Genomic DNA, 15,881 nt, shown 5'->3' on the forward strand with positions numbered 1-15,881 from the left:
CTGAATCCGAAACTAGCAATTGAAAATTCAGCGTGAGGCAACAAGTTTAACCCACGTCTAAAGATATTGTGTAACTTTGCACAATCTTTAGGCTGGGCTTGTTGAATGTCGCGCTGTGGGATGCTAGTTCCCGGATGATGGCAGGATACAAGTTCCAGCCTTCTGAGTTTATGCTCGTTCGCATAACCAAAACATTATGAGAACGAAAAAGACCAAACCAACCAACTATTTAAGCCGCAAATCATTTGCGCCTCTGATTCTGACGCTAAGTCAGTCACAAGTGAACGCCAAGTCTCTTCAATCATCATTAAAGAACGTAATTGCGTCGCCTGAATAAGGTCGCCAAAAGATAAACAGGCTGTGGATAGCATAGGGGAGAAGCAAAGAAGCTCAACCCGAGGTTGACAAAAGCCATATCCCAGTCTGTCACCGATCCTATTCCAATAAGAAAACGATTGTTCGCTTAGGCTTGGAGTAGGTCAGATCTTTTGGTTATTGCAATTACCTCTAAAGATAGTGGCTTTCTTTCAAACCAGCAAATAATTTGTGCCTTGTTAGTGACATGGGGTCGGTTTTTCTAAAATTTTTCAAACCTAAATCGAATTAAATCGACCGAAATGAAAGCATTTTTACGCTTAATGGGAGGGGTGTGTGCTGTTGGGAAGTTATTAGTTCAAGCCATCTCTCGAAAGAATAAAATATTAAATACAGCGCGCAAGAGTTCACTAACGATGAATGATGAGCGATTAGTGATGAATACTTCTTGTACCTTTTTCCGCAAAAGGTACCCAAACCTTCTGGCTGCAACCTGCAAAGCAAGCTTCAATGCCTATAGAAATAAACACGTCATTGAAAAATTTCTATGTAAGTTACAGCGACTACTTAGCATACGCTACCAGAAATTTTGGAGGCCAGTTTTTTGCAGTATGAGCGGTTTCCTGCTACGACCATTGCGTATACAAAAAAATATTGAAAAAACTACCTGTAACTCGCGAGTTACAGGAAAACAGGGTTTAAGAAGTGTTCAAGGCACTTTTTGTTGGTTTTTTACCGTTAAAATTTGCATAAAAAAGTGGTGGGAATTTAGGTGCAGATACCTTTTTTCGTCGCAAAATGGGGCCTACGAAACTATAAGAATCGGGAGGCGACTGCGTGTCCTTAAACCTTACACCGTATACCTTATAACCCTAAAGATCTTGTTCTGTGTTTGTTTGGCACACGCCCGGCAGTCCTCCTCCCCAGAGGCTGCCCACGGCGTGGCTTTATCCACGGATTCTATTAGGCCGTTACAAATCGGAGACACCATTCCGGAAGCTTTATGGCACATGCCTCTGCAAATGGTAAAAGCAGGGCAGGAGGAAAGTACTACCGTAACGCTCAATGATTACAGAGGCAAGCTTATTATTCTGGATTTTTGGTCAACCTGGTGCAGCGCTTGTATTGCGGCGATGCCCAAATTGCTTCATCTGCAGCAGACTTTTTATCAATCGATACAGGTGCTACCGGTATCCTTTCAAACCACTCAAAAGATGCGCGAAGGTTATGATTATAACAAGATATTAAAGTCGATCCCGATGTTCTCCATCGTGGAAGATCAATCCTTGCAGCAAGCCTTTCCGCATCAGATACTGCCACACGTGGTGTGGATTACACCGGATGGTAAATTCGGTGCGGCAACGTCTTCCGATTTATTGACATCCACCTACATTCAGGAGGCATTGGATGGTAAACTTTATCGATGGCCGGTTAAAGAGGAGCTGAGGCAATTATATGACTTACCGCTGCTGGTACCAAACGAAAATCTTTCTACATCGAAGGCGAATTGTTATTATTCCGTGCTAACGCCATACCAAAAGGGAATCAATAACTATCATGTCAAACAGCTCGCGGATACGGTTTCCGGTACCGTTCGATGGCAATTTATTAATCATTCAATACGCAGTCTTTACCTAAAGGCATTGGGTAGGTTTAATGATTTTCCGAGGAACCGCATTATCTGTGAAGGGATTTCGCCTGATACAGTTTTATTCGATGCGCATCAGGCAGGGCTTAATCGCGATGCATGGTATCAAAAACATGCGGTATCCTACGAAACGCAGCTGCCATTGCAGACTTCTTTTAGCGCGGTAAAAGCGAAACTACTGAGCGATCTGAATAGCTACCTCGCTCTTAATGTACGTTTGGAGCAACGGGTAATGCCTTGTTTTCGCTTGGTTTTAACGGATGCTAAGCGGCTTCGTGAAGCTGCTGAAGATGCGGAGTATAGCAATACCCTGTTGGATAAGACTGCGCCTATAAAGAAGCTTATTGCTGCACCACCGTCGCGATTGGTAGCAAGCTTAAACCAAATGGCAAACATGCCCCCCATATTGAATAGAACGGATTTCAAAAGGAAACTGCATTTAACCTTGCACTTGGATGATGTCTCGGATATAAACAAATTGAATGAACAGTTAATGCGGCACGGCTTGCTTTTGCAAGCATGCGAAGAACGTATTGAAGTACTGGTGATTAGCAAAAATTAATTACAACCAACCTATACCAAACACATGAAGCTTTATTTTTTTACGTATGTATGCATGGCCCTACCTTTGATGGGCTGGGCCCAACAAAAAAGAACAATAGAAGGTACGGTGCTTAGCCGAAATGGGGTTAAGCCGATAGAACACGTGACCTTGCAGGCACTGCCGAGTAAGATACGGGTGGAAACCAACGAGCAGGGGCGGTTTCGCATGGACGTTTCTGCCAGTGATACGGCACTGTATGTAAAGCATATGGGGTACGCACCTAAACAAATGGCTTTGTCGGCCTCTAGTGTGCTGCACATATTGCTTGATAGAGACGTTAACGAATTGAAGGAAGTGACGGTAAGTACCGGTTACGAAAGAATTCCTTTAGAACGGGCAACGGGCTCTTTTCAGCAAGTAGATAGCAGCCTGTTTAATCGGGCAGTAGGTACGGATATCATCAGTCGTTTGAAAGACGTTACGGCGGGTACTTATTTCGCTGATCGTTTCTCAAACTTATCAATGAATGAGGGTGGAAGGCCTTCGTCCGATTTAACCATTCGTGGAATCAGTACGTTGCAGGCCGGCGTGAGAGGGCCACTTATTGTGCTGGACGATTTTCCTTACGAAGGTGATATCAGCAACATCAACCCAAATGATATCGAAAGCATCACGCTTTTGCGGGATGCGGCGGCTTCTTCTATTTGGGGAGCGCGGGCCGGGAATGGGGTTATTGTGATTACTACAAAAAAAGGGCGTGACAATAAACCGATTCAGTTTACTTTCAACAGCAATGTCAATATTACGGAGAAACCCAATTTGATGGCCGACCATGTGATTTCTTCCGCTGATTTTATTGAATTGGAGCGTTACCTTTTTGACAAAGGCTTTTACAATAACCAGGAGCGAAGTGCGTCTAAACCTTCTTTATCGCCGGTAGTGGAATTGCTCATTAAGCATCGGGACGGTTTTTTGGAAACCGATGCGCTACAAGCTGAATTGGATGCACTGCGCGGAAAAGATGTACGACGCGATTTTATGGATTATATGTACAGGAAGGCAATTAATCAACAACATGCCTTCAGTGCGACAGGGGGTGGCCGTAACTATAATTTCAACTTCTCGCTTGGTTACGATAAAAACCTGCAATCGATGATCAGCAATCAGTATGATCGGTTAACGCTTAGGGCCAATCAGCAGTTTAGGTTTTCCAAAAAGCTGGAACTGACTACGAGTATTTTATATACACTCTCCAATGCTTATGCGCCGGGTAGCACAGGCGCCTTTACTTACGGATCAGCTCGTTTGGGGAGTAGGGACCTTCCCCCTTACACCTCTTTGGCCGATGAACAGGGTAATCCCTTATACTTTGCACGGGATGTTCGGCAAAGCTATATTGATACAGCCGGTAATGGGAAGCTGTTGGACTGGAATTTTAGTCCGCTGGCAGAGGCAAGGATGGATGGGCGTAAGAGTACCGATAATGATCTGTTGGCCAATTTTACGCTTCGCTATCAGTTGATTACGCCACTCTCGCTCGAGCTGAAATACCAATATCAGCGTAATATGGGCAGTCGGGAGGAACTTGCCGATCTGGATCGTTACTTTACGCGAGACCTGATTAACCGCTATACGCAGATCAATGGTAATCAGGTGCTTTATCCGGTACCGATGGGAGCGATTCTGAATAAGGAGGATATGCTAGTGAACGCGCATCAGGCGCGGGCACAGGCAAACTTCAACCATAGCTGGCAGGATGTACATCAGCTGGTAGCATTGGCCGGTGCCGAAATCAGGCAAACGGCAAGCGCATCGCACAGTCATCGTACCTACGGCTTTGACGATGATTTGCTTACCTATACATCGAATATGGATTTCGTTAGTCGCTTTCCGATTTATGGTAACCTGAGTGGACCTACTACAATTCCCAACCCGCTATCATTTAGCGAATCGATGAATCGCTTCGTATCTGTTTATGCAAACGCTTCGTATACTTACAGTGGTAGATATACCTTATCCGGAAGTGCCAGACGGGATGCTTCCAATCTTTTTGGGGTGGCTACTAACCAAAAGTGGACGCCATTATGGTCGCTGGGCATGGCATGGAACGTGATGGAAGAGGCCTTTATGCGGGTGGACTGGCTGGATAAGCTAAAGTTGCGGGCGACCTACGGTTACAGCGGAAATATTGGTTCGGGCGTTTCAGCTTATACAACGCTTAGCTACCTGCCCAATAGTAGCTCCTTCAATCTTAATTTGTTGAATGCTTATATTTCCAGTCCGCCAAATCCGACCCTCCGTTGGGAAAAAGTGTCCACCTTAAATCTGGGGCTGGACTTCGCCGTGCTGAATAACCGTTTGAACGGCTCCATCGATTATTATCGCAAAAGTACTTCGGATCTGTTCGGGCCTTTTACCTTAGAACCAACCACGGGTGTAGCCACGCTAACCATGAATGTAGCCTCTACTACTACGAAGGGTATTGACCTGCAATTGAACACTACAAATACAAAAGGATTGATCGGCTGGTCAAGCAACTTGCTTTTTAGCCACAACCAAAACCGGGTAGACGAATATTTCATGAGGCGCTCAAGCAGTAATTCGTATATCAGTACGGGGTTGATTGCCGTACCCGGATACGATGCTTTTCCGGTATTCAGTTACCGCTGGGGTGGCTTGGATGGCGAAACGGGTGACCCCTTGGGTTATTGGAACGGTGAGTTGAGTAAAGATTATGCCAATATCGTGCGGAATACACCACTCGAAGAGATGGAGTATCACGGCTCTTCGCGCCCGCGTTATTTTGGTTCTATCCGCAATAATTTTCAATATAAGCAATGGGGGCTATCGTTCAATATCGCGTACTTTTTTGATTACTTTTTCCGTCGTACCGGTCTGAACTACAATTCGCTGCTTAATACCGGAAGTGGGCATGGCGATTATGCCGCCCGCTGGCAACAACCGGGAGATGAAAATAGGACGGATGTGCCTTCTTTTCAATATCCCAATAATACCAATCGCAACAGTTTTTACCTGGGTTCGGCAACATTGATTGAAAAAGGCGACCATATACGTTTGCAGGATATCCGTTTGGATTATACCGTCCAACCGCGGTTCCTCCAAGGTACCGTTAAACAACTAAAGGCCTTTGTGTATGCAAGTAATTTGGGCGTATTGTGGCGCGCAAATAAACGCGGACTCGATCCACAAGTGAACGGATTTATCCCACAACCGAAAAGCCTTGCTTTTGGATTAAACCTGTCTTTGTAAATAACTGATTAACACGAAAAGAAATGAAAAGAACGATATTAAATTTACTCATGGGTTTCCTCGTACTAACAGGCTGCCAAAAATACCTGGATGTAAAGCCTGATAAAAGCATGGCGGTTCCAAGTACGTTGCAGGATGTGCAGGCTATTTTGGATAGACCGGAAGATATGAATAGCGGTTATCCCGGCTTGGGCGAAATCGCGGGCGACAATTATTTCCTTCCGCTTGCTGTTTATGAGTCATTCTCCGTACCTGAATACCGCGATAATTACATTTGGAAAAGAACACCCGTTTACCGTTTGCAGTGGACATCGGCCTACCGTGCCGTTTTCTGCGCAAATACGGCCTTGTTTCACCTGAACGATATCAAAGCCGGTACGGCGCAAGATGAACTATTGAAAACTGAGTTAAGAGGGCGTGCACTTTTTTTTCGGGCCTATGCCTTTTTGCAATTGGTACAAATATTTGCGAAAGCCTATGACCCCGGCACAGCCGCGAGCGACTTGGGTATTGTATTACGTTTAAACCCAGATATAACTACTCGATCGCGCCGATCAACGGTACAGGAAAGCTATGATCGCATTATAGCAGATTTGCAGGAAGCAGCACAGCTTCTTGCACCCGAACGGCCCATGTATGCCACGCGACCAAGCAGGGCAGCTGCCTATGCCGTGCTATCAAGAACTTTCTTAAGCATGCGTGATTACGAACGTGCCGGTCTGTATGCGGATTCTGCTTTGCAGCTACACGGGGAAATACTGGACTATAAAAGTATCCCAACGGGCAGGCCTTACCCTTTTGAACCGTACAATGAAGAAGTATTGTTTTTTTCTCAATTGAATGGGCAAACCAATTTACTCCCTAATAATGCAATAGTGGATACAGTGTTGTATGGCTCGTATAGCGAAAATGACATGCGAAAACAATTGTTTTTTACCGCTAATGATAACGGTACGATGTCTTTTACTGGAAGCTATGTGGGAAACGGATATACTCAATTCAATGGAATTTCAACGGCGGAACTATTATTGACGAGTGCGGAATGTGCTATAAGAACAGGTAGGCCAGTTGAGGCAAAGGCAAGGATGGAACAGCTTTTGCCGAATAGATATAAGGGTGATGTAAATATGCTTTTGGTAGATAAAGTGGGAGATGATTTACTAGCGTTTATACTTGATGAAAGGCGAAAGGAATTGCTGTTTAGAGGGCTTCGCTGGACGGATCTAAGGCGTTTGAGCAAGGAGGATCAATTTAAGAAAGATCTGAAGAGACAACTGGGAGGCGAAACCTTCACTTTACTTGCTGCTGATATGGATGCTTACACCTTTCTCATCCCCGTGGAGGCCTTGGAGAATAGTGATATTGTACAGAATTAAAAAGAAGCCGGTTAGCAGGGAACGCTACCGGCTTCATTACAGAACACAGAACAGGAGCTTTGTTTAGTTTTTGAACGTCACCTCATCAGTTTGCTGCCCGGTTTCGATTTGACCCTGGATAGCATCTAAATCTGCCTGACTGGGATGCTCACCGCTATCCGGTAAATTAACAGAACAAAGCTGATTGCCAGCACTACATCCGGTTGGATTGGTGGCTCCACGGTTGGTGTAGTTATTCGGATTCATGGGATCGTCATCTACATTTTGCGTGAATTCATACCAAACATTTGCGCGCTTTGGCTGATTGGGTTCATTTTCGGCGGCGCTGACACTGGTCATAATCGCCACAGCTAAGATGAATACTGAAAAGATTTTTTTCATCGGAGGAACTTTTTTCTAACCATTCGAAAAAAGGGTACCAAAACTGTTTAGTGAAACATTTAGATTTATTGCATGTTCGCTTTGGTTGCACCATCGCGTTCACAAATCAAATTTAGTAGGAACGCTACGTGTGTGATGTTCTCCGCGGAACAGTTGCCTGTTGTGCAGGGAACACTATCCGGATGCCGTTTGAATTTGTTTGAGCAGACTGCTAAAGGTGCTGCGGTCCATTGCAAGATAGTCTGCTAGGTAAGCTTGACTTACTCGCCGATGCATAGCCGGATTGTTTTTTAGGAATAAGCGAATACGCTCTATGGCTGGATAGCGTAACGACAATGCATAACGCATGAGGCTATTGCGACGATAAGCCGCCAGGCGATTTATCAAGCCGTAAAGTATGGGCCATTCCCCCAGAAGCTGCTGCACTTGGTTGTTGGGGATTTGTAACAAAATAGACTCATCTAATAACTGAATACTTTCGTCTCGGTCAGCATTGCCAAGTAAGCTTTCCGTGTGCAGTATTACATCTCCCTTTTTCCACAAATGGATGGTGCAAAATTCGCCTCTTTCCTTATTGGCTACGACACTTCTTGCCACACCTCTCAGCAGATACCATAAGCTGCCGTCACCTACCTCGCCCGGATATTCAATATACATAAGTCGCTGTTGATGTACTAAACGACTAACCTGGATAAGCTTCTCTTCAAATCCCTGTGGAATATCAATGAGCGTACTTAAATCCTTTAAAATTGTTCCAATGTGTCTAATTTTTTGTTCATACATGTTCAGGTTTGTTTAATTAGAAACCGACAAAGAAAAGCCTTTTTCGCCTTTCGTCAAGTGACGCGGGTGACATTGGAATATACCGATATTTTCGAAGCTGCGCCAATGGCTTATTTGACGATGAAATAGGGTGACTTTGGGTGTACTTGTAATATTTCGCCCCCTGAAAATTATATTTCGGTCATTATAAAACGCATTATGGCACTTTAATTTATTTTTTTAAATTAAAAGTTTGATGTTTGGGTCGTGATCATAAAATCTCATAGCTATTGAGTGGGTTAATTGTCGGTGCCTAATAGTAAAAACCGACTCTTAAATAACAACATTAACTATGTCATTCAATGTAAACCTTATCCAGGAAAATCCAATTGAGTTCAAAGACCTGTGCTTTCGTTATGGCTTCGGTGTGCTAATTACCGAATGTGAATTCTGGGATATCTAAATTAAAAACGGGAAGCCGTCCGCAAAACTCGGCGGGTGGCTTCCATTTTATGAACCAAAACTTATTGAAGATGCCAAACAATTACAGAATCAAGCTGGCCGAGCTAAAAGCTCGGTTAGGTAATGGCGCTGGTATACAATCGAAACAGCAACTCAATGCCTTTGCATTTTTCAGTGCCAATCTCACTAATTTTATGCCTGCTATACCGTATGCGGAGCACGACAAACTCTTTCGCCAAGCAACATTGAACCGCCAATGGAATGCGCTGGATCAGCAATTTTTTAAGCGCGAACACCCTTTTCAGCTCAATGGTTGGGATGAAGACTTACCCGTCCGCTTAAAGGAAAAACCTGGTATTATTTGCACGTTCCATACGGGCTCTTATCGGCTCATCAACTACCTGTTACACCGCGCGGCAGTCCCTTTAGCGGTTTTGATAGGCGAACAGGCACAACGCGAACAGGGTGCATTTATTCGGCAATTGGTTACTGATTTTAGGCGGGTTGGCCGGCCGACGCCTTTAGATATATTGAGTGCCAATGATCCGAAAATCCTGTTCAATATCAAAACACAATTGCAAATGGGTAAGAGTGTAGTAACGTACATGGACGGCTATCAAGGTGCACAGGCGCTCAACCGCGAAAATACGGTCCGTTTGGATTTTTTAGCACAGCATCAGCTGGTACGCAAAGGCATTCCGTATATGGCTTATCGTTTTAATGTGCCCATTTATCCGGTGATGTGCTTTCGCGATTCGGACGAGCAACTTCGTTTCATTTGCTTGGATGCGATCGAACGTCAAGAGATGCCACTACACCTTTTTATTGAATTTGCCATTATGAAGATTTATGGTGCTTTTGCTGCTTATTTGCAGCATTACCCGGCACAATGGCAAAACTGGTCGACACTGCACCTCTATGCGCAGCATAGCGATTTCCACTTTCCTAAATCGAATCATCCTGTACGTACATTCGCACAGCCACGGCCTGAAAGCCATGCCTTGCTTGCCCTGGGTGATGAGTTTTTCCTGCTGGATAAAACTTCTTACCGGGCTTTTGAGCTGAAAGAGAAGACCTATCGCGAACTTTATGGAGAGTGGTACGCATGAAACAGCTCGGAAAATTAGGGTTGCGGTTTCTCTTCCAAATGGGGGAGAGGCCGCTCTTGAAGTGGCATTTGCTTTTTTGGTTTGTCTATTTCGTGGTACTTTGGATCGGAAATGCCATCAAGTTTCCTCACCACAACGTTGTTTACGTGCTGGCTGCCTTTGTCCTCAAGGTTCCGATCTTTTACGGGATTTTCTATTTTCTGCCGCTTTTACTCAATCGGAACAATTGGTACCGGGGACTGACCTTTTTAGTGGTGTTTTTCTTCTTATCCGTTCCTTTTAGTTACCTGTACTTATACGAGTGCCTTTATCCTTTGGGAATCCGTTATTCAGCCGCAAAAGCTTTCCTTGATTGGGATTTCGTAGGCCGTATGGTAAATAGGTTTTTACTTTTATGGCTGCTTGCTTCGGGTTTATATTTTGCGATCAAGAAAGCTTTTTCTAAAGTAAATAAAGAGAATTCGATGCTTGGGAAGCCAATCAACGTTGCACTAGATTTAGGTGGCAATATTTTTGTAAAATATGGTAAGTTGCAACACCTAAAGGTTAGTTTAAAAGATATCTTACATATCGGTACCGACCTAAAGCGTACGAAAATTTTTACGGCTGAGCGCGAAATCTTTGTAGACGATACGCTATCGGAATTGGAGGAACGACTGCCGTCGGATCATTTTGTGCGCATCGCAAAATCCAATATTGTTAATGTTGCACATATCAACGTAATCAAAGCGAATGAGGTGATCCTCTCAGACGGGGCCGTTATTAAGATCGGTGCCAAGTATAAAGAGAATATAGAAGCTATTATAAATAAGTAATTGCATGAAGCAGCACGCAAGTCAAGATTGGGCGTCCGTATTGGAACGCCTCGGAATTTTTTTAGCTAATTTCAAAGAAGAAAAACTGGAAGATCAATGGCGTAAAGACGATCTGTTAGAGCTGCAAAAGCAATTTTCTGATCTCTTGAATCAACTTCAGAAAACCTTCGAAGGGATGCAGGATCGCCTGGCCGCAAGGGCGCAATTAATTGAGTTGTGGGATGATGATCGGGAATATGTGCCGCTAACGCGTGCCATGTTCGGCATGGAACAATACCAGTTTTATCTGCACATATGGGAAGAGCTGAATGTGCTGGTGAGAAAGGAATCACCGGCGGACGATCTTTATTTCAGGGTGTCGATAACGGCCATGCAGCTCCTTTTCTTGTTGCATATTATGCACGAAGCTAAGATTATTGAAACACCAAAAAAAGGGAACTTTTTCCTCTTTATTAGTAAGCATATTGGTACAGCACAGCAGGATAAACTGTCTTTCGAAAGCTTGCGGAAAAAGTACCATACCATTGATCGTAAAACCGTTATGAAAGTGAGAAGATTGCTGATGGATCTTGTAAACCTAATCAACACCAAACATCTATGAGCTAAAGCTCCTTAGCATAGACCAATAAACCCTAAATCAAATCATCATGAACGCAAGACCTAAAGGGCCTGCGCCATGCCCGCAGTGTGCTTATCTCCTTCGCTTACTTTATCATGAAGTGAGAGGGCTTAAAGAATATACACTCGAAATTCAACGCTTCATTCTCCAAAAGGAAAAGGAAGAAACCGTTTACCGTGATGCGGCTTATACGATGGATCGGGTGGGGATTAGTGACAGCACTTTACTTCGCTGTCAGCATAAGGGCCTGATCAAAGTGGCTAAAGTGGAAAAGGGTAAGAAGTATTTTCGGGATGCCGATGTGGAACGCTTGAGGACGATGTATTGGGGTTTTTAGTTGTGTGTTGCAAGCTAATTACCTGCCAATTTCTGACCAAATGCTGCCGGTTACTTGCTTTTTACTTACTCCTGATCGGCTTTTTATCGGCAATTTCCCGATCAGGTCCCGATACCACCTCGATAAAATCCCGATAACGTTTAGAAAAAAGAGGAGAGTTGGTTGCCGGTTGTGGAGATATTACCTAGGGAAATAGTTAACTAGTTGGCGGTGGGCACAGCACCTCTGCGAAGACAAAAGACCTAAAGACACGCTTTATCGCTCCCTTCACGATCCCTTCAATTTTTCGATATATCCCCTTCATCCTCCCTTCAATGCGCTTCGGTGCCTATGAAAGCCCTTTTTTACGCTTTATGTTTGCCTCATGACGCATGAGATACCGGTATAAATGATTGCGGAATGTATGGTTAAACTTTAAAAGAGAAAAAAATGGGAACTATCAGAAATGGAGCAAATGGTGGCTTCAAAGGTAAAGCGGGAAGTGTGATCGGCAGCAGCTGGAAGAGCATTGACTACATCAAGGGCCTCTACAAAAAACGCACGAAACCTGCAACGGAAGAGCAATTGATGCAACAGGCTAAATTCCGTACAGTGATGCGCTTCCTGCTCCCCATCACAGCGTTCATTCGTATCGGTTTCGGCCAGAAGCGAGTGGACAGCATGACCCCCATGAACACGGCTTTCAGGGAGAACCTGGTGCTGGCGCTTATGGGTGACTATCCCGATTATTCGCTGGATTATAGTAAAATCCGTATCAGCGACGGCTTCTTTGCAGGTGGTGGTTCTGAAAGTGTCACGGTGGACGCCGGTGTTATGACGGTGAACTGGGATACTACGCAGAATACGTTATACGATACCAACAATGACGATCGGGTATACATTCTGTTATATCAACAGGAGATCGATCAGTTTTTATCGGCACCGACACCACCTTTACGGGGCGATGGAAGTGTGGATATCACGCTGCCCAATCACTTCCTGGGAGGTGAGGGGCATGTGTGGACTTTCTTTGCCGATAGGCAGGGCAGGAAAGTGTCGAGAAGCACGTATCTCGGAACGGTGAACCTTGCTTAGTATGTGACAGAGGGTACGGGTAACCGTGCCCTCCGCTTAACGCAGAAAGAATGGAATGGATATCAAAAATTGAATTACCGAAAGTTAAAAAAGAACCAAATGGACGATTGGCTGTACAGCAACGTTTTAAGATCGCAATGGAATTTCTGGCGCCCTTGGGAAAACTCCTGCAAAGCACCTATAGTACCAGGAAGCGTGGAAAATCGGCCATGGGAAGAGCAATGTCAAAGGTGCTTAGCGGAGCGATTGAAGGGGCGTATCCCAATCAATACGTGAATCCGGCTAAGGTGCTGCTCAGTGAGGGAACCTTAATGTCCGCTCGCGAAATAGCGCTGAAGAGAGATGGAAACACCCTGACAGCAACGTTTAACGCAAGATCGGATTACATTTTTGGTAACCCGGACGATGGCGTGCTCTTATGTGCCTATAGTCCTTCTTTGCGTATTGCGGGAATCAATGAAGAACCATCCATTCGGGCGGATGGAAAGGTCAGTATTACACTGCCTCCGCAATTGAAAGATCAGGAGGTACTTGTGTATATCCTCTTTCGTACGCGCGATTGGAAACATTTTTCACGAAGCGTTTATCTGGGGGAATGGTGAAGTGGTTAAGTAGTTGAGTGGTTGAGTTGTTAAGTAGGGAAGTGGTTGAGTAGTTGAGTGATTAAGTAGTTAAGTAGGGATGTGGTTGAGTAGATTTATTAGTGTTGAGTTATGAGTGATGCCTGCCTGCCGGTAGGCAGGAATTTTGAGTGAGTGCCTACCGCTTATAGCCTACGGCATAAAGCTGATAGCTGACATCCGAAAGCTGACCGCTGATGGCTGAGAGCTAACGCCTAATCCCTAACCCCTAAAAACTAAATGATATGATTAAACTAATAAGAATCGCCGAAGGCGTGAACACGACCCTCGGCCAGTTATACATTAATAATCTCTTTCAGTGCTATATATTGGAAGATAAGATACGGGATGAAAAAATCCCGGGAGAAACGGCCATCCCGGCCGGGACCTATCAACTCGGCTTGAATAAGCTGGCGGGTATGAATGCCAAATACCAAAGTCGGTACAGTTCCATGCACAAAGGAATGGTGGAAATCAGGGGTATTCCCAATTTCAGTTTGGTGTTTTTCCATATCGGAAATTACCATACGGATACCCGTGGTTGCCCCTTAACCGGAAGTTACTATCAGCTTATTGACGGCGATTATCGGGTACTGCATTCCGCGGATGCGTATAAGAGGGTGTATCCTTTATTAGCTGAATGTGCTGCCGCGGGGAGTAGTTTGATCATTAGCCAATGTGATCATTAGCCAATATGATAATGTTTTGGCTACATAAAGCTAATCGCTTACGGTCTTATAAGTAACTGTGGTAGTAGTGCGAGCTTATACCTTAAAGCTTACATCTTATTGATCGCTGATAGCTGACATCCGAAAGCCGATAGCTTATACTTAATTTCTAACCCCTAAAAGCTAAATAACAATGAAATCATTAGAATTAATAACCTTATTAGGAACCCTTATCTCCATATTACTATCAATCATCGCTTATTTTTTAAAACAGTTACATGGTAACTTCCGGAAAATGGAGCAGGATGTGTCCATCATGAAAGCGAGTATACAATTGCTGAAAGCAGATTTAAAAGCGAATTATAATTTACTGCGACAGCGGATGGAGTTTTTGGAAAATGGCCATAAGCCGTAAACCAATAACCAATAACAAATAACGAACAACAAATAACGAACAACAAATAACGAAAATGAACGAAATAACAGATAGAATCAAATCACCCACACCGAAGTTCTTTAAAAAAATAAGAACCATCGGTTTAGCCTTGGGTGCCATAGGCGGAGCTTTACTAACAGCTCCGATTACTTTACCGGCAACGGTAGTTACCATCGCCGGTTACCTCGCAACGGCCGGTATTGTAGCATCAGCCATCTCAACGGTGGCCAAAGATGATACGCGAGTTGATAAATAACGGAAAGTCCCCTTGTATAGAATTATATGAGGGGACTTTCTTTATGAATTAACAGGTGCAAAAGTCGTTGAGGTTTAATTAGCCAATGAGCCAATGAGCCAATGTGATGGTTAGCCAATGTGATGATGAGCCAATGTGATGATGAGCCAATTTGATGATGGCTGGTGCTGCCTAAAGCCTAGAGCTTATAGCATAAACCTTATTAGCAGTAACACCAAGTAAAGCCGAAAGCTGACTGACATCCGACAGCCGAAATCCGATAGCTAAAGACTATAGTTTACTGTCTGCTAAGTTTGCCGAGCAGTGCGCCCGGCAAAGATTCTGTGAGAGAAAATCAAGGGTTATCAATTCTTGAAAGCGGTGATGGCTTCCTGGATGCCATTACCTGCTGTTTCAAAAAACGAGGGCCCGGCAAGAAGGTATACTTTTTTCAATGGTTTAAATTGAGCGAGTTTTTGCGTTTTTAAACCATTTTGTGTGCGGTACTCGTTGATGATGCCTTTTACCACATTTCCGGATACCACGGCTGTTTTACTGTCAATACCCGCATCCTTCAAATCACTGGCAAATGCCATGTTGGTAACACCAAGCTTCAACGCTTCACGAGCGGCAATTGCTCCCACGGAAATCATAATGTCTTCGTTAAAATTATTTCGGTTACCAAGCCCTATCAGCAATAGTTTTTTTGCGCCTAGCACTTTTTCGTCTGGGGTAATGAGAAAAGTTTCCAGAAAGTGCCCATCAAATTTACCTGTTTTACGAATTTCGGTGAGCTGACCTTTCAGTGCTTCGTCAAGGTGAACTAACCCGTTAAGAGCAGCAGGTAATGCAGGTGGAGAATTAAAAATATCTCCTTCTGTGTACTCAAACACACAGGCTATTTGTAAATCGGCCACGGCAGCGGAAGGCCCCTGTACCAAACCAATTAATGAAATTCCATCAACACTGCCCCACTCTTTTGAGGTCCCTACGGGGCTTGCTTGTGTGGTTTTTGTGGAAACGGTTTGCGCAAAGGTAGCCATGCTCCCTGCAGCGAAAAATACCATCCATAGGGTTTGTAAAGTCATTGCTTTAATAAAGCTGAGTTGTTGATTTTTCATTTTATACGATTTAATATTATTGTTAATAACAGCAATACAGGCATGTTAACTCTGTGTATTAGAACGGCGGAGATAGGGGCGGTTTATCT

At 44.2% G+C, this 15,881-nt stretch carries 16 protein-coding genes; 13 read left to right on the forward strand and 3 right to left on the reverse strand.

Going from position 1 to position 15,881, the window contains the following annotated elements:
- Positions 1-196 precede the first annotated feature (196 nt).
- From M1D52_RS07415 to M1D52_RS07430, 4 genes are all read left to right on the forward strand, one after another.
- Complete coding sequence (locus tag M1D52_RS07415) at positions 197-337, forward strand: hypothetical protein (RefSeq protein ID WP_437392032.1); 141 nt, start codon at positions 197-199, stop codon at positions 335-337.
- 280 nt (positions 338-617) lie between these two features.
- Positions 618-2,525: a TlpA family protein disulfide reductase gene (locus M1D52_RS07420; protein WP_437392033.1), complete on the forward strand. Its 1,908-nt coding sequence runs from the start codon at positions 618-620 to the stop codon at positions 2,523-2,525.
- A gap of 24 nt (positions 2,526-2,549) precedes the next feature.
- The gene (locus M1D52_RS07425) at positions 2,550-5,777 is read left to right on the forward strand and encodes a SusC/RagA family TonB-linked outer membrane protein (RefSeq protein ID WP_437392034.1); all 3,228 of its coding nucleotides are present in this window, start codon (positions 2,550-2,552) and stop codon (positions 5,775-5,777) included.
- A gap of 23 nt (positions 5,778-5,800) precedes the next feature.
- Positions 5,801-7,153 (forward strand): RagB/SusD family nutrient uptake outer membrane protein, encoded by a 1,353-nt coding sequence (locus tag M1D52_RS07430; protein ID WP_013668131.1) that lies wholly within the window; start codon positions 5,801-5,803, stop codon positions 7,151-7,153.
- Between the two features lie 63 nt (positions 7,154-7,216).
- Here M1D52_RS07430 and M1D52_RS07435 read toward each other — a convergent pair whose 3' ends face one another.
- The gene (locus tag M1D52_RS07435; protein WP_437392036.1) at positions 7,217-7,492 is read right to left on the reverse strand and encodes a hypothetical protein; all 276 of its coding nucleotides are present in this window, start codon (positions 7,490-7,492) and stop codon (positions 7,217-7,219) included.
- 216 nt (positions 7,493-7,708) lie between these two features.
- The gene (locus M1D52_RS07440) at positions 7,709-8,317 is read right to left on the reverse strand and encodes a Crp/Fnr family transcriptional regulator (protein WP_289552046.1); all 609 of its coding nucleotides are present in this window, start codon (positions 8,315-8,317) and stop codon (positions 7,709-7,711) included.
- A 512-nt stretch (positions 8,318-8,829) separates the two neighbouring features.
- Here M1D52_RS07440 and M1D52_RS07445 point away from each other — a divergent pair.
- The 9 genes from M1D52_RS07445 (at position 8,830) to M1D52_RS07485 (ending at position 14,692) form a co-directional block, all read left to right on the forward strand.
- Entirely contained in the window at positions 8,830-9,867 is a 1,038-nt protein-coding gene (locus M1D52_RS07445) for a hypothetical protein (protein ID WP_437392039.1), read from the forward strand.
- Positions 9,864-10,682 carry a LytR/AlgR family response regulator transcription factor gene (locus M1D52_RS07450; RefSeq protein ID WP_437392040.1) on the forward strand — a complete coding sequence of 273 codons (819 nt, stop codon included), beginning with the start codon at positions 9,864-9,866 and terminating at the stop codon, positions 10,680-10,682. The genes M1D52_RS07445 and M1D52_RS07450 overlap by 4 nt, the downstream gene beginning before the upstream one ends.
- A gap of 4 nt (positions 10,683-10,686) precedes the next feature.
- Positions 10,687-11,283 carry a hypothetical protein gene (locus tag M1D52_RS07455; protein ID WP_013668125.1) on the forward strand — a complete coding sequence of 199 codons (597 nt, stop codon included), beginning with the start codon at positions 10,687-10,689 and terminating at the stop codon, positions 11,281-11,283.
- 46 nt (positions 11,284-11,329) lie between these two features.
- The gene (locus tag M1D52_RS07460) at positions 11,330-11,638 is read left to right on the forward strand and encodes a MerR family transcriptional regulator (RefSeq protein ID WP_437392042.1); all 309 of its coding nucleotides are present in this window, start codon (positions 11,330-11,332) and stop codon (positions 11,636-11,638) included.
- 429 nt (positions 11,639-12,067) lie between these two features.
- Positions 12,068-12,712 carry a DUF6266 family protein gene (locus tag M1D52_RS07465; protein WP_437392043.1) on the forward strand — a complete coding sequence of 215 codons (645 nt, stop codon included), beginning with the start codon at positions 12,068-12,070 and terminating at the stop codon, positions 12,710-12,712.
- Positions 12,713-12,762: 50 nt separating this feature from the next.
- Positions 12,763-13,314, forward strand: coding sequence for a DUF6266 family protein (locus M1D52_RS07470; protein ID WP_437392044.1), 552 nt, complete (start codon positions 12,763-12,765; stop codon positions 13,312-13,314).
- Between the two features lie 263 nt (positions 13,315-13,577).
- On the forward strand, positions 13,578-14,021 hold the full coding sequence (locus M1D52_RS07475; protein ID WP_437392045.1) for a DUF5675 family protein: 444 nt from the start codon (positions 13,578-13,580) through the stop codon (positions 14,019-14,021).
- A 172-nt stretch (positions 14,022-14,193) separates the two neighbouring features.
- Entirely contained in the window at positions 14,194-14,415 is a 222-nt protein-coding gene (locus M1D52_RS07480; protein WP_130856670.1) for a hypothetical protein, read from the forward strand.
- A 55-nt stretch (positions 14,416-14,470) separates the two neighbouring features.
- Positions 14,471-14,692 carry a hypothetical protein gene (locus M1D52_RS07485; protein WP_437392046.1) on the forward strand — a complete coding sequence of 74 codons (222 nt, stop codon included), beginning with the start codon at positions 14,471-14,473 and terminating at the stop codon, positions 14,690-14,692.
- Between the two features lie 344 nt (positions 14,693-15,036).
- Here M1D52_RS07485 and M1D52_RS07490 read toward each other — a convergent pair whose 3' ends face one another.
- Positions 15,037-15,792, reverse strand: coding sequence for a M17 family peptidase N-terminal domain-containing protein (locus M1D52_RS07490; RefSeq protein WP_437392048.1), 756 nt, complete (start codon positions 15,790-15,792; stop codon positions 15,037-15,039).
- Positions 15,793-15,881 lie beyond the last annotated feature (89 nt).

This window comes from Olivibacter sp. SA151, from assembly GCF_054130995.1.

Excerpts from the sequence above, each read along its gene's own strand:
- M1D52_RS07415 (WP_437392032.1), top strand. The coding sequence starts at position 197 with ATGAGAACGAAAAAGACCAAACCAACCAACTATTTAAGCCGCAAATCA.
- M1D52_RS07420 (WP_437392033.1), top strand. The coding sequence starts at position 618 with ATGAAAGCATTTTTACGCTTAATGGGAGGGGTGTGTGCTGTTGGGAAG.
- M1D52_RS07425 (WP_437392034.1), top strand. The coding sequence starts at position 2,550 with ATGAAGCTTTATTTTTTTACGTATGTATGCATGGCCCTACCTTTGATG.
- M1D52_RS07430 (WP_013668131.1), top strand. The coding sequence starts at position 5,801 with ATGAAAAGAACGATATTAAATTTACTCATGGGTTTCCTCGTACTAACA.
- M1D52_RS07435 (WP_437392036.1), bottom strand. The coding sequence starts at position 7,492 with ATGACCAGTGTCAGCGCCGCCGAAAATGAACCCAATCAGCCAAAGCGC.
- M1D52_RS07440 (WP_289552046.1), bottom strand. The coding sequence starts at position 8,317 with ATGTATGAACAAAAAATTAGACACATTGGAACAATTTTAAAGGATTTA.
- M1D52_RS07445 (WP_437392039.1), top strand. The coding sequence starts at position 8,830 with ATGCCAAACAATTACAGAATCAAGCTGGCCGAGCTAAAAGCTCGGTTA.
- M1D52_RS07450 (WP_437392040.1), top strand. The coding sequence starts at position 9,864 with ATGAAACAGCTCGGAAAATTAGGGTTGCGGTTTCTCTTCCAAATGGGG.
- M1D52_RS07455 (WP_013668125.1), top strand. The coding sequence starts at position 10,687 with ATGAAGCAGCACGCAAGTCAAGATTGGGCGTCCGTATTGGAACGCCTC.
- M1D52_RS07460 (WP_437392042.1), top strand. The coding sequence starts at position 11,330 with ATGAACGCAAGACCTAAAGGGCCTGCGCCATGCCCGCAGTGTGCTTAT.
- M1D52_RS07465 (WP_437392043.1), top strand. The coding sequence starts at position 12,068 with ATGGGAACTATCAGAAATGGAGCAAATGGTGGCTTCAAAGGTAAAGCG.
- M1D52_RS07470 (WP_437392044.1), top strand. The coding sequence starts at position 12,763 with ATGGAATGGATATCAAAAATTGAATTACCGAAAGTTAAAAAAGAACCA.
- M1D52_RS07475 (WP_437392045.1), top strand. The coding sequence starts at position 13,578 with ATGATTAAACTAATAAGAATCGCCGAAGGCGTGAACACGACCCTCGGC.
- M1D52_RS07480 (WP_130856670.1), top strand. The coding sequence starts at position 14,194 with ATGAAATCATTAGAATTAATAACCTTATTAGGAACCCTTATCTCCATA.
- M1D52_RS07485 (WP_437392046.1), top strand. The coding sequence starts at position 14,471 with ATGAACGAAATAACAGATAGAATCAAATCACCCACACCGAAGTTCTTT.
- M1D52_RS07490 (WP_437392048.1), bottom strand. The coding sequence starts at position 15,792 with ATGAAAAATCAACAACTCAGCTTTATTAAAGCAATGACTTTACAAACC.